The organism is Erwinia sp. E_sp_B01_1 (assembly GCF_036865545.1).
In the GTDB taxonomy this organism is placed as follows: domain Bacteria; phylum Pseudomonadota; class Gammaproteobacteria; order Enterobacterales; family Enterobacteriaceae; genus Erwinia.
This window is the reverse complement of sequence record NZ_CP142208.1, coordinates 1,223,048-1,236,368: the sequence shown is the minus strand read 5'-3', so window position 1 is coordinate 1,236,368 and position 13,321 is coordinate 1,223,048. Positions and strand designations below refer to the sequence as shown.

Annotated in this window: 27 protein-coding genes and 1 pseudogene; 2 read left to right on the top strand and 26 right to left on the bottom strand. The window is 49.9% G+C overall.

The window, feature by feature from the left end; translation table 11 throughout:
* Nucleotides 1-53: 53 nt before the first annotated feature.
* The 26 genes from VRC33_RS06035 to VRC33_RS05910 all read right to left on the bottom strand — a co-directional run bounded on the left by VRC33_RS06035 (nt 54) and on the right by VRC33_RS05910 (nt 12,027).
* Nucleotides 54-581 (bottom strand): terminase small subunit, encoded by a 528-nt coding sequence (locus VRC33_RS06035; protein WP_338561872.1) that lies wholly within the window; start codon nt 579-581, stop codon nt 54-56.
* Nucleotides 582-757: 176 nt separating this feature from the next.
* Entirely contained in the window at nt 758-1,756 is a 999-nt protein-coding gene (locus tag VRC33_RS06030) for a hypothetical protein (protein WP_338561870.1), read from the bottom strand.
* A 41-nt stretch (nt 1,757-1,797) separates the two neighbouring features.
* Entirely contained in the window at nt 1,798-2,052 is a 255-nt protein-coding gene (locus tag VRC33_RS06025; RefSeq protein WP_338561868.1) for a hypothetical protein, read from the bottom strand.
* A gap of 144 nt (nt 2,053-2,196) precedes the next feature.
* The gene (locus tag VRC33_RS06020) at nt 2,197-2,493 is read right to left on the bottom strand and encodes a hypothetical protein (protein WP_338561866.1); all 297 of its coding nucleotides are present in this window, start codon (nt 2,491-2,493) and stop codon (nt 2,197-2,199) included.
* Complete coding sequence (locus VRC33_RS06015; RefSeq protein ID WP_338561864.1) at nt 2,490-2,834, bottom strand: hypothetical protein; 345 nt, start codon at nt 2,832-2,834, stop codon at nt 2,490-2,492. Before VRC33_RS06015 ends, VRC33_RS06020 begins: the two co-directional genes overlap by 4 nt.
* A complete protein-coding gene (locus VRC33_RS06010) occupies nt 2,831-3,298 on the bottom strand; it encodes a lysozyme (protein WP_338561862.1) in 468 nt (155 codons plus the stop codon). The genes VRC33_RS06015 and VRC33_RS06010 overlap by 4 nt, the downstream gene beginning before the upstream one ends.
* Entirely contained in the window at nt 3,295-3,534 is a 240-nt protein-coding gene (locus VRC33_RS06005) for a hypothetical protein (protein ID WP_338561860.1), read from the bottom strand. The genes VRC33_RS06010 and VRC33_RS06005 overlap by 4 nt, the downstream gene beginning before the upstream one ends.
* A complete protein-coding gene (locus tag VRC33_RS06000) occupies nt 3,531-3,938 on the bottom strand; it encodes a hypothetical protein (RefSeq protein ID WP_338561857.1) in 408 nt (135 codons plus the stop codon). The genes VRC33_RS06005 and VRC33_RS06000 overlap by 4 nt, the downstream gene beginning before the upstream one ends.
* 855 nt (nt 3,939-4,793) lie before the next feature.
* Entirely contained in the window at nt 4,794-5,405 is a 612-nt protein-coding gene (locus VRC33_RS05995) for a hypothetical protein (RefSeq protein ID WP_338561854.1), read from the bottom strand.
* Complete coding sequence (locus tag VRC33_RS05990) at nt 5,402-5,764, bottom strand: RusA family crossover junction endodeoxyribonuclease (RefSeq protein WP_338561851.1); 363 nt, start codon at nt 5,762-5,764, stop codon at nt 5,402-5,404. The genes VRC33_RS05995 and VRC33_RS05990 overlap by 4 nt, the downstream gene beginning before the upstream one ends.
* Nucleotides 5,761-6,051, bottom strand: coding sequence for a DUF1364 domain-containing protein (locus tag VRC33_RS05985; RefSeq protein WP_338564097.1), 291 nt, complete (start codon nt 6,049-6,051; stop codon nt 5,761-5,763). Before VRC33_RS05985 ends, VRC33_RS05990 begins: the two co-directional genes overlap by 4 nt.
* Nucleotides 6,035-6,145, bottom strand: a complete 111-nt coding sequence (locus VRC33_RS05980) for a protein NinF (RefSeq protein ID WP_338564095.1) — start codon at nt 6,143-6,145, stop codon at nt 6,035-6,037. The genes VRC33_RS05985 and VRC33_RS05980 overlap by 17 nt, the downstream gene beginning before the upstream one ends.
* Nucleotides 6,146-6,180: 35 nt before the next feature.
* Nucleotides 6,181-6,354 carry a NinE family protein gene (locus tag VRC33_RS05975; RefSeq protein WP_338561847.1) on the bottom strand — a complete coding sequence of 58 codons (174 nt, stop codon included), beginning with the start codon at nt 6,352-6,354 and terminating at the stop codon, nt 6,181-6,183.
* A complete protein-coding gene (locus VRC33_RS05970; protein WP_338577001.1) occupies nt 6,351-6,560 on the bottom strand; it encodes a protein ninH in 210 nt (69 codons plus the stop codon). Before VRC33_RS05970 ends, VRC33_RS05975 begins: the two co-directional genes overlap by 4 nt.
* 107 nt (nt 6,561-6,667) lie before the next feature.
* The gene (locus tag VRC33_RS05965; protein WP_338561845.1) at nt 6,668-7,042 is read right to left on the bottom strand and encodes a hypothetical protein; all 375 of its coding nucleotides are present in this window, start codon (nt 7,040-7,042) and stop codon (nt 6,668-6,670) included.
* The gene (locus VRC33_RS05960; RefSeq protein WP_338564091.1) at nt 7,043-7,435 is read right to left on the bottom strand and encodes a hypothetical protein; all 393 of its coding nucleotides are present in this window, start codon (nt 7,433-7,435) and stop codon (nt 7,043-7,045) included. It lies immediately after the preceding gene.
* A 54-nt stretch (nt 7,436-7,489) separates the two neighbouring features.
* Nucleotides 7,490-7,669: a hypothetical protein gene (locus VRC33_RS05955; RefSeq protein WP_338561843.1), complete on the bottom strand. Its 180-nt coding sequence runs from the start codon at nt 7,667-7,669 to the stop codon at nt 7,490-7,492.
* Nucleotides 7,659-7,931 carry a DUF4752 family protein gene (locus tag VRC33_RS05950; RefSeq protein ID WP_338561841.1) on the bottom strand — a complete coding sequence of 91 codons (273 nt, stop codon included), beginning with the start codon at nt 7,929-7,931 and terminating at the stop codon, nt 7,659-7,661. The genes VRC33_RS05955 and VRC33_RS05950 overlap by 11 nt, the downstream gene beginning before the upstream one ends.
* On the bottom strand, nt 7,928-8,287 hold the full coding sequence (locus VRC33_RS05945; RefSeq protein ID WP_338561839.1) for a hypothetical protein: 360 nt from the start codon (nt 8,285-8,287) through the stop codon (nt 7,928-7,930). Before VRC33_RS05945 ends, VRC33_RS05950 begins: the two co-directional genes overlap by 4 nt.
* Nucleotides 8,274-8,498, bottom strand: a complete 225-nt coding sequence (locus tag VRC33_RS05940; RefSeq protein WP_338561837.1) for a hypothetical protein — start codon at nt 8,496-8,498, stop codon at nt 8,274-8,276. Before VRC33_RS05940 ends, VRC33_RS05945 begins: the two co-directional genes overlap by 14 nt.
* Nucleotides 8,499-8,687: 189 nt before the next feature.
* A complete protein-coding gene (locus VRC33_RS05935; RefSeq protein ID WP_338561835.1) occupies nt 8,688-8,891 on the bottom strand; it encodes a hypothetical protein in 204 nt (67 codons plus the stop codon).
* Nucleotides 8,891-10,330 (bottom strand): DnaB-like helicase C-terminal domain-containing protein, encoded by a 1,440-nt coding sequence (locus VRC33_RS05930; protein WP_338561833.1) that lies wholly within the window; start codon nt 10,328-10,330, stop codon nt 8,891-8,893. Before VRC33_RS05930 ends, VRC33_RS05935 begins: the two co-directional genes overlap by 1 nt.
* The gene (locus VRC33_RS05925; protein WP_338561831.1) at nt 10,327-11,181 is read right to left on the bottom strand and encodes a DNA replication protein; all 855 of its coding nucleotides are present in this window, start codon (nt 11,179-11,181) and stop codon (nt 10,327-10,329) included. Before VRC33_RS05925 ends, VRC33_RS05930 begins: the two co-directional genes overlap by 4 nt.
* The gene (locus tag VRC33_RS05920) at nt 11,178-11,315 is read right to left on the bottom strand and encodes a hypothetical protein (protein ID WP_338567553.1); all 138 of its coding nucleotides are present in this window, start codon (nt 11,313-11,315) and stop codon (nt 11,178-11,180) included. Before VRC33_RS05920 ends, VRC33_RS05925 begins: the two co-directional genes overlap by 4 nt.
* A gap of 37 nt (nt 11,316-11,352) precedes the next feature.
* On the bottom strand, nt 11,353-11,691 hold the full coding sequence (locus VRC33_RS05915) for a hypothetical protein (protein ID WP_338561830.1): 339 nt from the start codon (nt 11,689-11,691) through the stop codon (nt 11,353-11,355).
* A 117-nt stretch (nt 11,692-11,808) separates the two neighbouring features.
* Nucleotides 11,809-12,027, bottom strand: a complete 219-nt coding sequence (locus tag VRC33_RS05910; protein ID WP_338561829.1) for a helix-turn-helix transcriptional regulator — start codon at nt 12,025-12,027, stop codon at nt 11,809-11,811.
* Nucleotides 12,028-12,158: 131 nt separating this feature from the next.
* On the opposite strand from VRC33_RS05910, the pseudogene VRC33_RS05905 reads away from it, so the two are divergent.
* Nucleotides 12,159-12,254: pseudogene (locus tag VRC33_RS05905) on the top strand (helix-turn-helix transcriptional regulator); the annotation flags it as partial.
* A 105-nt stretch (nt 12,255-12,359) separates the two neighbouring features.
* Nucleotides 12,360-12,758 carry a S24 family peptidase gene (locus VRC33_RS05900; RefSeq protein ID WP_338561828.1) on the top strand — a complete coding sequence of 133 codons (399 nt, stop codon included), beginning with the start codon at nt 12,360-12,362 and terminating at the stop codon, nt 12,756-12,758.
* Nucleotides 12,759-13,321: the final 563 nt, after the last annotated feature.

Sequence of the window (13,321 nt, the reverse complement as noted above, 5' to 3'; positions counted from 1 at the left end):
CCACCTTTGCCACTTTGTAGCGGGATGGCTTCACGAAGGGTTTAAATATCGGGTTAATCGCTGTCATCGTCGAATAGCTCAGTGAGGGTTTTATTCAGGTTGATGCCGATATTTCCGGAATGCTCTGACTTGATGTTCTCTTTGAAAGCTTGAACAGTCACATGCTTACCAAGAAGCTCGAGGTTTTTCACCTTATCAGGCCACTTAATCTTTTTCAGGAATCCTGAGTCGTCGCCTGACATCTCAGTGACATCCATTCCCGAAAGGGTAGTGCGCCACGTCTTAGGCCAGTCCTTAATCGGCTTCAGCTCGCCATTTGGCTGGAGAATATCGATAACATCCATCTGGTCTATCTCTACCAGGCGGCGAAGCACGTAGGCTGCATCTATACCGACTTCTTCATTGCGATCGGCCTTCAGCGCTGCAATGCAATCTTGGACCATAACATTTGATAGCAGACGGCTTGATTGCATCTGAGCGGTCTTCTCGCTGTAACCCGCCCTGATAGCTGCCTGTGTAGCATTGAGGTCTTTCAGGTACTCACGGGCAAACAGCTCTTGTTTGTCGGTGAGCTTTGCCATTTAAATCTCTTTTGTGATGTATTGTTTTTTTATGCCGTGACTGGCTACAAAATCAGCCAGCCTGTCTACGTCGATATTCTTTCTGGTGACAAGAACCCATGCTTTAACAATCCCAATAAGTGGCTTTACCCACCATTTGATTTTGCAGTGGCATATGATATTGAACTTAACCATCATCAGCTCCCAATCACGAACATGCGGAATGTTGCGTTAGCCGGCGCATTGCCAAATGGCCCACCTGATAACAGGAGTGTGCCAAGTGACTGCAATACGGTGACGTTACATCCAGTCGTTGTAACTTCTGAGGCTGAACCAATGTTCATCTGCAATCCTGACCAGGTTGGTATTGGCGAGACTACAGGGGGAGTTGAATATGTTTTGGTGAACTTGATTGCCACCTTTGTGCCGGCTGTGACGACTTTAGAATCGATGGCTTCAAAGAGGATTGGCGTAGCATTGATGCCATCCTTCCCATTCGTACCATCTTTGCCATTCGTACCATTCAGCGAAGCCAGCCATTGAGTTTGCGTACCAGAAAAACCACCGGATACAGCTAACTCGTAAGCGGATTTTCCGTTCAGCCCGTCTTTACCGTTACTGCCGTTCAAGCCATCTTTCCCCGGCAAGGCGTCCTTTCCGTCTGCACCGTTTTTTCCATCAACTCCGTTAATCCCATCTTTACCGTCATAACCATTGAGACTTGCTAACCACTGTGTCTCTGTGCCGCCATAGCCAGCATCACGGGCAATCTGATAGGCAGAGTTTCCGTCAGATCCATTTTTTCCGTCTGTTCCGTCTCGGCCATCGGTACCATTTTTTCCATCAATGCCATCAATGCCGTCACTGCCATGAAGCGACTCAAGCCATTCGGTTTGGCTTCCTTCAAACCCTTCCTGAACAGCTATTTCATATGCTGACTTACCAGCATCACCCTTCACGGCAATCTGGGATTCCTGAATGCCTGCAGCATTGCGTATCTCTTCTGCTGTTTTTGCATGAAGCACGCTGTTTACTGCGTCACTCGCACCGGCAATCTGATTGATGCTGATTTGACGGCCCATCAGGTCGCCTGTCACATCGTCAGAGATTTCGTTAGCGTCAGGCATCTTTACGGGATAACCACCTGTCGTCATTACTCGCTGAACCATGGCATCCTCCACAGATACGTAAGTCATTATCAGAGCCACCGGGAAAAGTGGATGGCTCTTGTAATGAGCTACAGGTACTTCTGAGCCAGCGCCTTCAGCTCTGCTTTGGCAGCTTCACCCAACTTAGCAACGCCGCTCTCTACGAATGACAGTGCGGCTTCGAAGTCCTTCACGCCAGTTTTCACTACTGCTACTGGAGCTGGCTCAACTGCTGGGGTTTCAACGTTGGTTTCTGGTGCTGCTTCTGATGCGGTGATATCGGTCACTGGTGCTTCCTTGGTTACGGGCTCCGCTTTAGTCAGGAGCCATTTAAGAGGGTTCATTTCTTTTCTCCACACACGCGATCGTAAGTGTCGTTGTGCGTGTTTATCTCGCGGACGGTGCGGATATCCATCAGTTCGGCGTCTTTACCATAGGTGTATATGGGGCCAAACAGGGTGCAGCTGGAATCAGCGATAGTTGTGGGGTTACTCTGTCCGGTTGTATTGGGACTGGCGCAACTTGTCGCGAGCAGCGCTATCAGTGAGAGCAGAATTGCTTTGCTGTACATCCTTCACCGCCTGTGTGTTTTCTTTCTGCTTTTCAGCTACAGCCGATACCTGAGCAGATTCGACCTTAGCCGCTTTAACGTCAGCTTCAGCCTGTGTCTGCGTGGTGCCAATCTTTTTTCCGCCGAACCATGAAAGCGCGAGAGCGGCGACTATTGCCAGTCCGCCTGCCAGGTGACCCCATGCGCCGGTTAAGAGCGTCATTATCTCGCTCATGGCCTGCGCTCCATTTCCTGCTTTTGCTCTACCAGCTTGTGCTGGCGAACGAACTGGGAGATGACGGCCATTGCCACCATGAAAGCGCCAATCATGCCGAGGTAGTTCTGAGGCAGGAATGACTTAATGTCAGGGGGAAGCATGTTCCAGCCATTCATTGCAGCATCAGGGAAAGATTGCACCCAGGCGCTTAATGCTGAACCCAGAGAGGCCAGCCATACCGACCACGCTTTAAACAGCAGCCGGGCGTGAGCTACAAACTCAAGCGAGGAGTATTTACGGATCAGCAGCACACCGATGATTGCGATAAGCACAATCAGGAGCCAGATAGCGAATGTCATATCAGCCCCTTGTATGCGTCATAGCTACCAGTGCGCATTACTTCTGCGTGACGCTGGGCACGCTTAGGCGTTTGCTTGGCCCACAGGCTCTTGAGCATCTCGTTAGCAGCCCCAGTGAAGTTGCCGTTAGAGATGAGAACCAGAGTGTTCTTGAATGCTGCCAGACCATCGACGCCAAGCTGATATCCCATGCTGTAGAGAATGTCTGCCCGAGCCGGGTTACACGCTTTGAGTGCTGCTGCGATATTCTGCCGGTTGTTCATCTCGTAAATCTTTCCATCCAGAATCAACTGCTTCCACACATCACCAACAGCACGAGGAACGGTGAAGGTGTAATTTGTCAGGCTGGCACCTTTGGGCCCTATCCGCACGCCGCCTGCAACAGTGGGGTAACCGAGCGTATCGAGGTATGGGGATTCTTTGTACCCTTCCTCAAAATTGAGGATCTGGATTGCTTGGCTCACTTAGAATCCTCCTTAACAACCTGCTTGAGTTCTTTCTGGGTCGGAAGCTGATCGACCTGCTTCTTGATTTCGTTCACTACCTTGTCGCGGGCCTCTGCCTTGGGCAGGTACTCAGCACGAAAGTAGAAGTAACCAGATGAAACCCCGCCAAGGAATATTGCGAATGACGTTAAGGAAATAATCACCAGCATTTGCCAGGTCAGTATGGTTTCACCTTGGGAGTTCTTGATCATCATTGAACCCTCAGGGATTCTCGAAGCTCGATGAGTTGCTTAACCATCTCCATGTTAGAAGTGGTCAGCTCTTTCACCTGCTCCTTAAGTAAGGTGTTTTGTTCTTCGAGGTGCTTTTGGGATATCTGGATTATCTGAAGAGTGGTTTTGGTTTCTGATATCTCAGCCCAATACTTTCTTATCGTCTCATCACGATCTTCAATCTCATCACGCAGTTGCTTGTTCTCTTCCTTGGAGCGCTTTAACTCATCCATTTGCCACTGGAGCATATTGATTTGTGATTTGTCGTTTGCGTTCTGAGCCCTGCTGCTTACCCAGTAACGGCCAAACGCCATGACTCCCGCAATGGATGCGGCCAGGGAGCCGCCAGCACCAATGAAGAACTCTTTGGTTATATCGAATGCCATAGCCGTCTCCGGCGATCCCGGTCAGACCGGCTCTTTTGCTGTTGAATGAAAGACGCCCGCTACCACACAGGAATATTTGAGGGTCGAGTTAATTGGTAGGGGCGAAAACTGGAATAAAAAAAGGCCGCTCTAATGGCGACCTTCGGTATTAGGTGTTGTGGTGGTCAGACTCGAACTGACACTCAGGTTCAGCATAAGCATCATGCCTGCCCTGCCAGCTAACTGGTTGATGCATTACTCTACCCATCTAACCCACCGCCAGGCGGGAATTGAGTTACACCACAACGAAAAGCAGCCTGCTTCACAACACGAGCGGCGTATCTGTTGCCACTTCGTCAAGCTGCTTGTCAGTTGTGTACCCCGTTTCGTGGAGTGGACGGCTAGTCGCGAATCCAGCACCGAGTTGGGATTTACTAAGGCGACATGCCCGTTGTTACCCACAGGAAAGAGCACTGACGAGCGTCGTCACATTCACTCACTGTCATTTCACTCATCGCTAATCTTTGGTGAGAGATGCCGTCTGCCTAATGCTCTTACCTGTTGGGTGCCCATTATTAATCACAGCGGGCCACTGCGCCAAATTCGGTTATGAGGGATTGGAAGACCTCACTGACTTACAGGCTGTTAAGCCGCCATCAGAACTACATCATCGTTTGCATTTACTTTATTTGGTTCGTTTCTTAAAACCCGCAAAAGTTGCTAACCATGACGAAAACCCAATAAAAAAGGCCCAAGTCGCTAAACTCAGGCCTTATTTTCAGTAATCTGCCGCTCTTCTGTCTTTGTCATCCGAGCATGGCATAAATTTACCAGGTCGAAGTGACGTTTTCAATATTTATTTTCACGTTAACGAACTTAAGCGGCATGTTTGTGATTTATCCCATTCATTTCTCGCTTTATAGCGTGATAAACGGAAGCCTCAAGTAATTGCCTGCACCATTTTATTCGGGTTTTGGCATTTTCGAAGTGCATGCCGGTAATACGGGATAACTCATTAGCAATATCTTGCGAGCATTTGCGCTCACAGTAATGCTTAATAGCTACATACCGGATCGGATTGTTCGGTGCGAATATCTTAGTGATGATGGATTCTACAAAGTCGGCATCTTCCGTTTCGTTGGCGCGGTCGAGAAGATTGCTGACGCTGTTCTGAGGGTTGAGGATTTCTTTGGCCTTCAGAAATAGCACATTGCCGCTGTAACCCTGCTTGTGCAGATTGTTGACCACTTCCATGATCCGCTCACTCTCCCTTCCATTCCATTCCTGCCTAATCATCAGACGACCGATTACGCTGGATGCTCCTGCTGGCCCTTCGTTGCCGCCGTACTTGCTTCCCCATACATCGAGAATGCAGCGTACCCAGGTGGATTGTAACGGTGTGATGAGAGCTACAGGCTTGAGGTATCGTTTCTTCAGGTCTGACTTTCGCATTACCTGTGCCAACTGTGCCAAAGTGTCGTTATTCATGCTTCCTCCAGTTCAGTTATCAGGACTTCCAGCCGCCCACCCTTTTTCACTTCTCCACGCACCATGCGCACGTCATCAATCAGGCTGTCATCGGCTATTACGCCTGCCTGGGTGAGTGAGTCGAGAGGGGCTTTGAAGAGGTTGTCCAGGTCACGCCTGGCGCGTGTCGGTGGGTATGCGGTGATTTTTACTTTCAGGCTGCCGGTGAGGAGGTATTGCTGATTTGCTTCGGTGATTTGCTTGATGACTGCTGCTGTGTATTCCCTGCCTTTCTTGCTTTTGATTTTCCTGCCTCGAAACACTGAGAAGAGGTGATTGTTGCCCGGCGGCCAGGGTAGAACTATTCGATATTCGGTCATCGCTTCACCTTTCCTTCTCTGAGTAATGCATCCTGTGTCCTGATAACAACTTCCAGATGCGCTATACGGGCCTCAGTGACTTCACAGTGACGTGTACGCCTGTCTATCTCATCGTGGCAACCAGAGCACGCCCAGGCACCAAAAAGGTCATCAGGTTTCATGCCTGTTCCGCAGATGCCTACCATCCGGTAGTGCGCGAGTACTACTGTTTCAGAGTTGCCATTGCAGATGCCCGGCAATCTGACTTGGCACTCCCTGCCCCGCGCTTCTTTACGAAGGTTCGCCATCATCGTCTCCTGCCATATTCGAATTTGGATCAAGCATTGAGTAGAAAGCGCAACAGTCCTCACATACCCACGATTCATCAGCGCTCAGGGCCATACCACAATCCGAACAGGCCTGTTCTTTTGGTTCAGTCATCGCGTCCTCCGCATACGGTCCCATTTAGCCTTCAACAGCAGGTAGCAATAATCGAGAGTTACTACTTCACTCGCTGACGGGATAGGCTTGGGTTTATTGCGGCTTCTGCGGGTAGGCTGGAATATGAGTTGGTCGATTGCTTTCTGTGTGGGGCTTATTCTCTGCCTCATGCTTTAATTCTCTTGTGCTCACCAAGATGGCCCCGGTTAATCATGAGGGTTCCGTTAACAATGGCGTGATGCTCTGCCTTGAAGTCTCTGGCGTATTTCCTGATTGTCCCCCTGCTTGCTCCCAATAGCTCAGCGACAAGCGTTTGATTTCCCCGGGCGCTGACAAGCATTTCTGGAATGGATGACACTGTCCCTTTGAAGGCCACCGCCTTTTCCTGCTCTGCCCTGGCGTTTGCTTTCTGAACCATCTCAGAAATTACCTTTGCAGCCTGCCCAAGCAATGATTCAACCATGCTATGTTCTGCTGTTAAGTTCATACCCTCACCTCGCGGAGAAGCTTGTCCATTGCATAAATATTGCTGTGTTTGCGGCACAGTTCGAAGATGTCGTTATCACCGGCCTCTGTTTTTGGTTTGCGTGGCACCCTTCCCATTATCTTGCCCAGATTCGCGTGATTAGCTTTCTGGCGGGCTGAGGCAGCCTTTGGCTTGTAGGCTTCGTTCAGCTTCACATAGGTGTGGATGTGATGGCCGTTACTGATAACTTCGCCCCTGGAAACCATCTTCGATAGAGCGCTGCAGGAACTGACCCGGTTAAATCCAAGTGACTGAATATGGTCATGGAGAATTTTGGTTGATACGAACCTTTGCCCTGAAAGGAATTCTTTGATGCGTTCACGTGCTGTCATCTAAGCCACCTGCTTTTGTCTGAGTTGGTTATATTCGCTGTCAGCCGGTATCGTCAGCCTGCAACCGACATTGAGCGCCCATCCCTCTACCTGAGTGAGGTAGTGATGCATGTCGCCTGTGTCGAGGCCTGATGTATGCCGTAGCGTCTGTATCTGGGTTCTCTTTCCTGTCACCACATCGACCATTTCCCGGCTCTCATATCCCAGGTAGGTGTGCTTCATCGCATCCTTCACCCATTCTGGAGACGCAAATGGCTTGCCACGCTTGATGAGATAAGCGCTTAGCTCTGCGTACCACATGTGCTGAAGAGAGTTCTGAGGGATGCTGCGTTGGTCACGCCATGCTGAGAATTTGATGCGGTATTTTTTGTCGGAAGAAACGAGGTCGAAGATTAGTTTGGTGAACTGTCCCAGAGTGGATTTGTGCAAACAGAAGTCATGCACGGCCTACCTCCCTTTCATCTGCTCCTGCGCTTTTGCCAGGTCATCTGCCATCTTTGCCATAATCAAGCTCACGGTCTGATGGTTGTGTCCGCCGGTTGCGTGGAATGTTTTGAGTAGGGACAGACCGTTACTCACCTCTTGCAGGTGATCGGGGCGCTTTAGTGGGATTACTTCAGCTGTCATGCTTTTTCTCCGTGCGGTAAATCATGATTGTCAGGCTGCCCTTTGTGGTTACCTTCAAGGTGGTGCCATCTTTGATTTGATCGAGGTCGAAAGCATCATAGAGGTCATTAACCGCCTGCTGCTGACGGGTTTGCTTGCGGAGCTTTTCCCATGACTTGAGGAATACCCACATAAGCCACTGCCCAGTCTTGACCGTGATAAACAGGTAGCTGATTGCCATCAGGCCAACCATCATCCACTGGTTAAACGTAAGCTCAGTCATTTGAATTTCCTCTCGCAGTCTTCAAGCCAGCCAGATATGTTTCTCTCAACAATCGGCGGCCATTCACTACGCAGTGGATATTTCTTCACCGCTCGCTTGCAGCGGAAGTAAATTGACAGCCCAGCTAATGGGTAAATGAATCCCCAGAGCAACGCCAGGACGCAAACCATAAGGTTGAATGGTACCTTCCATACCTCTCTCATCTCGATATCTGGAATTTCACAGAGCAATGCCCATATACCTTGGAAAATGTTTATACGATTAGCCGCCTCAGACATGCAGTCGATGATGTTGAAATCGTAGCCAGCCACTGCTGCCCAGGATGGCCTGTCGAAAAAGTGCTTAAGCGTTAACATTACTCTCCCCCTGCTCCGCTCTGGCCTGCCAACCAGCCTGAAAAGCTTCCCATTCACGCTGAGTTGAATCGTCTTCTTCAGTCGATGAATACCCATCACCTTCACGCCAGTGGGCCCATCCAAATCGTGGGGGCTTGCCGTTGTGATGCGTAATTTCCCACCAACGCTCAAACTTCTCCCGCCCATCTTCGCTCTTAACTGTGTCGGTCATGATGCCTCCCCGGCGATTACAGTTTCATACCATTCCCCGATGCCGTCACAGTCAGGGCATGTTGCTTCCGGATTGCTGAAAGGCTCACCGCCTAGCCTTTCGTCAACTGTCCCGATTCCTCTGCAGCACTCGCATTCATGAATGACTGTTACGGTGCCGTCAGCATTTTTAACTTTGTTATCTTCCATCTTATTCACTCCCTTTGGCAGTCTGCCCGGCCATAACCCTGTCCTGAAGTACCGATGCCAGATCCATGCCCAGCCACTCACAAGCACGCTGCATATCCTCTTCCGGTATAATCCGACGCCCATTGTCGAGCACCATCACTGTGATTTTCAGGCCCGGCACTATCTTCATTTCGCCTTCGGAGATAACGGTTGGTAGTTTTTCCATCAAAAGCCCCCTTTCTGCTGATTGCCACCTTTGCCATCCTGACGCTTTTCGCGATCGATGCGTGCTGCAACCTGGTCTAAGTCGTAGATAGCGCCGTTCTTCTGCTGGCAGAAAACCACGCCTGTTTTGCCGTGCCGGTTCAGTCTGAGAAGTAATTCGGTGTCTTCCTGATTCAGGGTTTCATCGAATGCGCCCTCCCGGTGAATGCCTACCCAGTAATCACAGTCCTGCTCAATCTGGCCTGTATCGCGAGAGTCGCTTGGCAGCGGGCGTTTGTTGACGCGCTTCTCCAGCTCACGGTTTAGCTGAGTAAGGAGGACGACGACGCAACCCAGCTCTTTGGCGAGGTTCTTCAGTCCCTTTGTGATCATCCCGTACGCCAGGTCGTTACGGTCGGCTTTCTCAGCGGTCATCAGGGTCAGGTAATCAACCAGAACCATGCCTACGCTGCCCTTCTGACGCTTAACCTTGCGGCATTCTGCAACGATGTGAGCCAGTGACAGCCCGGGGGTGTCGTCGATGTACAGCAGGTCAAGCTCTCGCAACCGGTGAGCGGTTTTAATTGCCTTGTCGAAGTCGCCATCGTAATCACCCACGTACTCATCGCCATCGTCCTGCGTAGCCGGCATGTAAAAAATGCTGGGGTTAACTCCAGACTTCTGCCCTACCAACTTTTCCAGGATCTGGTCAGATGGCATTTCCAGGCTGAACATCAGGGATGGTTTCTTTTCACGAATGGCGCAATTGATAGCCATCTGGCTGTACAGGGTCGTTTTCCCCATTTTTGGCCTTGCGCCAATGACAAACAGGGAGCCTTTCACCAGTCCTTTAGGCGCCAGCATTCTGTCCATTGACGGGATGCCAGTGCTCAGGCCGCGAGTCTCTCCATTCGGATCGAAACGCTTCTCCAAATCCACTACCCAGTCATCCATAACCTCACCAAACGAACGCAGGCCACGACGGTTTCCCGTTTTGGCGTAGTCGCTAATCTGGCTGGTCAGGCTGTTAACGGCTTCCAGCTTGTCCACTGCGGTCAGCGTGCTGCGGGTGTAGAGCATCTCAGTGGCTTCGGTCAGCTTCTGGATGGCGTAACGCTCCATAGCCCTGTCACGAATAACCAGCGCGTAGTTCACGATGTTTGCAGATGATGGGGTGTTCTTACTCATCTCAGCCAGGTAAGCGAATCCGCCTGATTGCTGAAGTGTGGAGCGGGACTCAAGATCATCAGAGAGGGTCAGCAGGTCGATAGGCTGATTTCTCTTCAGCAGGTCACGCATTGCTTCGTAGATGGCACCGTGTGATTTGTTGTAGAAACTCTCTGGCTTTAGGATTGCCATAACCTTCTGGCTACGGTCTTCTCCGCCATCAAGCATCAAGCCTCCCAATACTGCCTGTTCAGCGTCAATGCTATGCGGGGGTGTCAGGTATGATTCACTCACAGGCAGTTCTCCCGGGTTTTGGTAAGCGTCTCGCTTCTCAGCAGGTAATCGAAGTTTGCAGCCCAGCCAGTGTCATTGGCACCGAAGTAAAACGGCTTTGCTCTGCACATGAAGGCACTGAAATACTTCTCAGCAGCATCGACTGTTGGCTCTGCAAGTTCGCTAAGCAGGCGCTTGATATCCCGCTTACGCTTGGGATTGAGTGATTCAGCATTTGGAAGCTTGTCACCAACCGAATTGTTATAGGCGCTCATCACTGCCTGATATGGGATTGACTTAGATTTCTTACGAGGCGATTCGTCATCCTGAGATGACATATCATTATCTTTAGATAATGATTTATTAGTTATATTGTTAGTTGTGGGAATCTTCTGGGAATCTTCTGGGACAACCTTCTCTGGAAGCCGCGCCACATCTGCATTTGGTCTGGGAATCTTCTGGGAATCTTCTGGGACAATTTCTCCCTGATATTCACCATATTTTGAGATGGTAATCACCGTGAACTTACCAGGAGATGCGGTCTCAATCATTCCCAGCTTTTTGAACTTCTTCAGCAGGTACTGAACGCGATTTGGTTCGATTCCTGTCTCGCTAGCCAGCGTGTTGCGACCGGTAATAAACTGGCCGCGCTGCAACTGAATAACCCCATACTCTGTTTTAACCGCCGCCTCTGTGTAATTTGCTGACATGATCAGATGAACCCAAAGATGAACAGCTTGAGAATCCTTTCTGTAGAACTCCGTCTCCTGTATTTTTCTGTGCAGCAAGGTAAACCCCTTACCGACCTCTTTCGGCGTGTCCTGTGAGCGTTTGGCCTCTCTCGCTTTGGCTAAACTTCTGACATTACTCATTTACCCTTCCCCTTCGGCTTATTCTCTTCCAGAATCCACTTCAGCTTTGCCGCAATGGATGGATGGAGAGACTTCAGGTACTGGTCACGGGTAATGATTTTGTGTGTTCCTGTATAGTCAACATGCTTTCTCATGTATAATGACTCCATTGAAATTGCTGAGATTTCGATATCAGGCCGCAAAAGAGTTCGTGCTCTCTTGCGGCTTTTCTTTTGTCATTTCCAGTTGCAGCCGGGAATACTCCAGCTGTATCCAGATCAAATGCCGGTAATGTTCCATCGGCATCTTCCGTTCCCCGCGCATCACAAAATCCTCTACACCGCAGGCGGCGAGAGTTTCCATAATTTCAGGGTATTTTTCGGTACGGCGAAGGATGGTTGAATCAGCCACTTCAAGCAGCCTGGCAACCACTGACTGACGGGTGTTTGATAATGCCTGGTGTGCAGTAGCCAAAAGATGGCGACCGATAAACGCAATACTTGCTGATTTGCGTGGGTTTGCCTGTTCCATTTCTTATAATTTCCATGTTGGTTAATTAGTTAGATACGTGTTAGCACCGTGGGGTGCCACATTGTTGTTTGCCTGCGTTGTCGGCGGGCGGCCTGATTGTGTAAAGAGCGGTGTTGCTTAGGCGGCCCTGGAGCCACCTGTGGTGCCGTACAAAAGCCAGAGCGGATCACACTTGAGCGCTAAAGCCAGTTCAAACAGAAAGCGCGGTCGTTGCGTCGAGCCTGCTTCAATTTGCTGTATAGATTGCTGCTTCATGCCAGCTTTCTCAGCTAACTGCGCCTGGGTGAGATTTAACTCCATGCGCTTCTGTTTGAGGCGTTGAGAAATAGTATCCATAAACTTGCCTCCACAGTTTTATCTGTATTCTCTAACAGTTACTTCTGTTTGTCAAATACAGCTTTACCTGTGAGGATTGTGGGAAATGGAGAGGAACCTATGAGCCTTGCAGATAGAGTAAAAAAAGAAGAATAGAGCTGGGCTTAACTCAGACTGAAGTCGCAGAAAAAGCGGGTATAACCCAACAGTCTTGGGCTAGTATTGAGGATGGCAAGACCCTTAAGCCTCGCAATATTGTTGGTATGTCCGAAGCACTGAGATGTGAGCCCTCCTGGCTGATGAATGGTGGAACTTTCGTACCAGTGAGCGAGGTGAATACAAGGAGGATTCCCTTGATCAACTACGTACAGGCTGGCGCATTAGCATCAAAGCCAGCCATAGAAGCAATGGACGGGAGTTTTGAGTACGTCCTGACAGACATGGACTGGTCTCAATACACCTTCGCATTGAAGATCGTGGGCGACTCTATGGAGCCAGACTTCAAAGCCGGGGATGTGATTGTTGTAGACCCTGAGATTGAACCGGCACCAGGTGAGTTTGTTGTTGCCAAGAACGGAGAGCACGAAGCCACGTTTAAAAAGTACCGCCCTACCTTTTACTCATCAGATGGTAAGCATCACTTTGAATTAGTACCTCTTAATGATGACTATCCAACCATGAATAGCGCCGAGAGAGAGATTAAGATCATCGGCACAATGGTTGAACACCGTATTTACCGCCGCAAACGCTAACCACCCTCCCAAATAAGCCGCCGAGAGGCGGTTTTTTTTCGCCCCTCACAAATTTCTTTCCTTTGAAATACAGTCTATTGCCTCAAAACCTGTAAATAATACAGTTTTATCTGTTGACGATAATACAGTTTTGTCTGTATCTTTAATCCCACAGCAAGAGGCTGAAGCAACACGAAACGGATATCACGCTCTTTAAAAATCAGATGCACGCTGACAAAGCGTGACCAATGACCAGAGATGGTTTTGGGGTGAAGCGGCGTGGAAAAACGAAGACACGCAACGTGGGCACGAACACAGGCAATTCGTGGCTGGGCAGGCAGGTGGCCCAAGGTAATGGTGACGCCCATGCCTGAACACATCGCCGGGGTAGCGTCCGGCCTTCACCACCAAAATCATCTACCCGCAACGGAGGTTCAAATGAACGCCAAGCAACGCCGCAGAGAGCGCCTGAGAGCCTCCGCAATTGAACGTGAACAAGATGCAAGATTGATGCGCAAAATCGCTGTAATCGCTACTGGTTGCAGCAGCAATGTATTCAGAGCAGTAACGGCACCATCAGCGCG

Coding starts and splice junctions, on each gene's coding strand:
- VRC33_RS05980 (WP_338564095.1), bottom strand. CDS start 6,145: ATGGCCCTGAGCGCTGATGAATCGTGGGTATGTGAGGACTGTTGCGCT.
- VRC33_RS05940 (WP_338561837.1), bottom strand. CDS start 8,498: ATGACCGACACAGTTAAGAGCGAAGATGGGCGGGAGAAGTTTGAGCGT.
- VRC33_RS06035 (WP_338561872.1), bottom strand. CDS start 581: ATGGCAAAGCTCACCGACAAACAAGAGCTGTTTGCCCGTGAGTACCTG.
- VRC33_RS05915 (WP_338561830.1), bottom strand. CDS start 11,691: ATGGAACAGGCAAACCCACGCAAATCAGCAAGTATTGCGTTTATCGGT.
- VRC33_RS05920 (WP_338567553.1), bottom strand. CDS start 11,315: ATGAGAAAGCATGTTGACTATACAGGAACACACAAAATCATTACCCGT.
- VRC33_RS06025 (WP_338561868.1), bottom strand. CDS start 2,052: ATGAACCCTCTTAAATGGCTCCTGACTAAAGCGGAGCCCGTAACCAAG.
- VRC33_RS06020 (WP_338561866.1), bottom strand. CDS start 2,493: ATGAGCGAGATAATGACGCTCTTAACCGGCGCATGGGGTCACCTGGCA.
- VRC33_RS06005 (WP_338561860.1), bottom strand. CDS start 3,534: ATGATGATCAAGAACTCCCAAGGTGAAACCATACTGACCTGGCAAATG.
- VRC33_RS05975 (WP_338561847.1), bottom strand. CDS start 6,354: ATGAGGCAGAGAATAAGCCCCACACAGAAAGCAATCGACCAACTCATA.
- VRC33_RS05945 (WP_338561839.1), bottom strand. CDS start 8,287: ATGTTAACGCTTAAGCACTTTTTCGACAGGCCATCCTGGGCAGCAGTG.
- VRC33_RS06015 (WP_338561864.1), bottom strand. CDS start 2,834: ATGACATTCGCTATCTGGCTCCTGATTGTGCTTATCGCAATCATCGGT.
- VRC33_RS06030 (WP_338561870.1), bottom strand. CDS start 1,756: ATGACTTACGTATCTGTGGAGGATGCCATGGTTCAGCGAGTAATGACG.
- VRC33_RS06000 (WP_338561857.1), bottom strand. CDS start 3,938: ATGGCATTCGATATAACCAAAGAGTTCTTCATTGGTGCTGGCGGCTCC.
- VRC33_RS05925 (WP_338561831.1), bottom strand. CDS start 11,181: ATGAGTAATGTCAGAAGTTTAGCCAAAGCGAGAGAGGCCAAACGCTCA.
- VRC33_RS05910 (WP_338561829.1), bottom strand. CDS start 12,027: ATGGATACTATTTCTCAACGCCTCAAACAGAAGCGCATGGAGTTAAAT.
- VRC33_RS05965 (WP_338561845.1), bottom strand. CDS start 7,042: ATGACAGCACGTGAACGCATCAAAGAATTCCTTTCAGGGCAAAGGTTC.
- VRC33_RS05985 (WP_338564097.1), bottom strand. CDS start 6,051: ATGGCGAACCTTCGTAAAGAAGCGCGGGGCAGGGAGTGCCAAGTCAGA.
- VRC33_RS05955 (WP_338561843.1), bottom strand. CDS start 7,669: ATGACAGCTGAAGTAATCCCACTAAAGCGCCCCGATCACCTGCAAGAG.
- VRC33_RS05950 (WP_338561841.1), bottom strand. CDS start 7,931: ATGACTGAGCTTACGTTTAACCAGTGGATGATGGTTGGCCTGATGGCA.
- VRC33_RS05995 (WP_338561854.1), bottom strand. CDS start 5,405: ATGAATAACGACACTTTGGCACAGTTGGCACAGGTAATGCGAAAGTCA.
- VRC33_RS05990 (WP_338561851.1), bottom strand. CDS start 5,764: ATGACCGAATATCGAATAGTTCTACCCTGGCCGCCGGGCAACAATCAC.
- VRC33_RS05935 (WP_338561835.1), bottom strand. CDS start 8,891: ATGGAAAAACTACCAACCGTTATCTCCGAAGGCGAAATGAAGATAGTG.